A 2,870-nucleotide genomic window follows, 5' to 3' on the forward strand; every position below is an offset into this window, starting at 1 on the left:
CGCGCGCGGCTGAGTCGGGTTGACGGTGGCGTGCGGGTGGAGGCCGCCGACGCGGCCGGTCAACCGGTGCTCACCGCCGAATCCCTCACTTCACGGCCCGTTGATACCGGTGAACTGGCGCAGGCCGGGGCCTCAGGGGACCTTCATGTCCTTCGGTGGCCACCTGTCCCGATGCCACAGGACATCCCCCCTTTGTCCTTCATTGGATGGTCAGCGGCGATGGCCCACAACGACGGATCCGCGCCGCAGGTAGTGGTGCTCGACTGTCGCCCCCATGCCGTCGGTCGTGATCACGAGACCAGCGCGCACACACCGACAGGTGTACGCGCGGCAACGCGTGAAGTATTGACGGCGCTCCAGACATTCGCCAGGGAACCGCGATTCGCGTTGTGCACCCTGCTGGTACTGACCCACAGTGCGGTGGGACTCAGTGGCGAAGGCGTCACCGATCTGGCCGGCGCGGCAATTTGGGGTCTGGTGAGGTCAGCTCAGTCCGAAGACCCCGGACGAATCGTGCTCGTCGACATCGATACGGCCACAGACGATCCCGACGAGGCCGAGCTGTCAGCGGTCGTGGCGACGGGTGAACCTCAGATCATCACCCGCGCCGGTGCCATGCACGGTGCCCGGCTGATGCGCGCCTCCCGCATCGACACACTGATCGTTCCCGACGCGGACCACTGGCGATTGGAGGTCGCCGAAAAGGGAACCTTCGACGGTCTCACACTCACGGCCGCTCCCAGATTCGGCGAGGCGCTCGAACCCGGGCAGGTCCGAATAGCGGTCCGAGCCGCTGGATTGAACTTCCGTGATGTCCTGATCTGCTTGGGGATGTACCCAGACGACGGCGCATCGATCGGCTCCGAGGTCGCCGGCGTCATTCTCGAGGTCGGTGCCGACGTCTGCGACCTGGTGCCCGGCGACCGAGTAATGGGATTGGCCGACGGCGGAGTCGGACCGATCACCGTCACCGACTGTCGGGCGGTAGCTCGAATTCCAGCAGGTTGGTCGTTCACCGAGGCAGCAGCAATACCCATCGTGTTCCTGACCGCGTACTACGCCCTGAAAGACCTGGCCGACGTACGCGCCGGAGAGAAACTGCTGATTCATGCGGCGACCGGCGGGGTGGGCATGGCCGCGATACAGCTAGCGCGCCATTGGGGTCTGGAAGTGTTCGTCACTGCCAGCCGGGGTAAGTGGAAGACGCTGCAGGACATGGGCTTCGACTACGAACACATCGGCGACTCGAGAACCCTGGAATTCGAGGAGAAGTTCCTCGCGGCTACCGCACGTAATGGCATGGACGTTGTCTTGGACTCCTTGGCCGAAGATTTCGTGGACGCGTCACTGCGGCTCTTGCCGCACGGTGGACGCTTTATCGAAATGGGCAAGACGGACATCAGGGATAAGGAACAGATCGCGCAGCAGTATCGCGGCGTTATGTACCGTGCCTTCGAAACCGGTGAGGCGGGGCCGGATCGAATTCAGCAGATCTGGCTTGCATTGACCGCCATGTTCGAAACCGGTGCGATCGGGCGAATTCCCTTACGCGCCTGGGACATTCGCGAAGCGCCTGAGGCCTTGAGGCTTTTCAGTCAGGCCCGCCACGTCGGCAAACTCGTTCTGACGATACCCGGATCAGTCGAACCGACTGGCACGGTACTGGTCACTGGCGGCACCGGCGGGCTGGGCAAACTGATCGCCAGACATCTCGTTACCGCGCACGGTGTCCAGTCCTTGGTGCTGGCCAGTCGTCGAGGGATATCGGCGCCGGGTGCGGCGGAGTTGGTCGCTGATCTGACCGATCTGGGTGCTCAGGTGCAGATCGCGGTGTGCGATACCTCGGACCGCACATCGGTGCGGGAACTGCTCGACTCGATTACCGAGGACAGTGCCTTGTCCGGAGTCATTCATGCCGCGGGCGTCCTGGACGACGGTGTGATCGCGTCGTTGACACCTGAGCGGCTCGATACAGTTCTGGCCGCGAAAGCCGACGCCGCTTGGCATCTACACGAACTGACAGCAGAGCTGGATCTGTCGATGTTCGTGTTGTTTTCGTCGGCCGCAGGAGTCCTGGGCTCGCCGGGGCAGGGCAATTACGCTGCCGCGAATATGTTTTTGGACCAGCTCGCAGCGCATCGTCGCGCGCGGGGTATTCCCGCGACGTCGATCGGGTGGGGATTGTGGACTTCGGCGACGGGTATGACAAGCCATCTGCACACTGGTTCCGAGAGGTCCAGTCAGGATGGATTCCCCACCCTGTCAACCGAACACGGCCTGCGATTGTTCGATGCCGTCTTGCGACAGCCTCACTCGCAGGTGCTGGCTGTGCGCATCGATTCGACGGCACTGGCCGAACGCGCGCGCACAGCGGTGCTGCCGCCACTGTTGCGAGGGCTCGTGCGCGGATCGCACCGGGCCACCGCATCCTCGATAGCTGGGCATACTGACCGAACCGCTGAGCTCCAGAAACGCCTGAGCGGGCTGACCGACGACGAGCAGCAGCGGATCGTTCTCGACATCGTGAGAACCCAGGTCGCGGCAGTACTCGGTCACGAGGGGCCGACAGCCGTCGATCCCGACCGGGCCTTCCGAGATCTGGGGTTCGACTCCCTGAGTGCGGTCGAGGTCCGTAACCGACTGAAATCGGTTACCGGTCTCACCCTTCCAGCGACTCTGGTCTTCGACTATCCGAGCTCTGCCGTCCTCGCGCGCCACCTTCGTACACTGACGAGTGGTGATGTGTCGCGTCACGCGATCCCCGCCGCGGTCACGGCTGGTGTGGATGAGCCGGTGGCGATTGTGGGTATGGGTTGTCGGTATCCGGGTGGTGTGGGTTCGCCGGGGGATTTGTGGCGGGTGGTCGCCGA

The 2,870-nt window shown here is 63.7% G+C and carries 1 protein-coding gene; it reads left to right on the forward strand.

What is annotated here, in order from left to right; all coding sequences use genetic code 11:
• Positions 1-219: 219 nt before the first annotated feature.
• The coding region (locus ACWEO2_RS44205) for an SDR family NAD(P)-dependent oxidoreductase (RefSeq protein WP_452410861.1) at positions 220-2,870 on the forward strand (2,651 nt) is incomplete at its 3' end.

The sequence above is a fragment of the Nocardia sp. NPDC004278 genome (genome assembly GCF_053602975.1).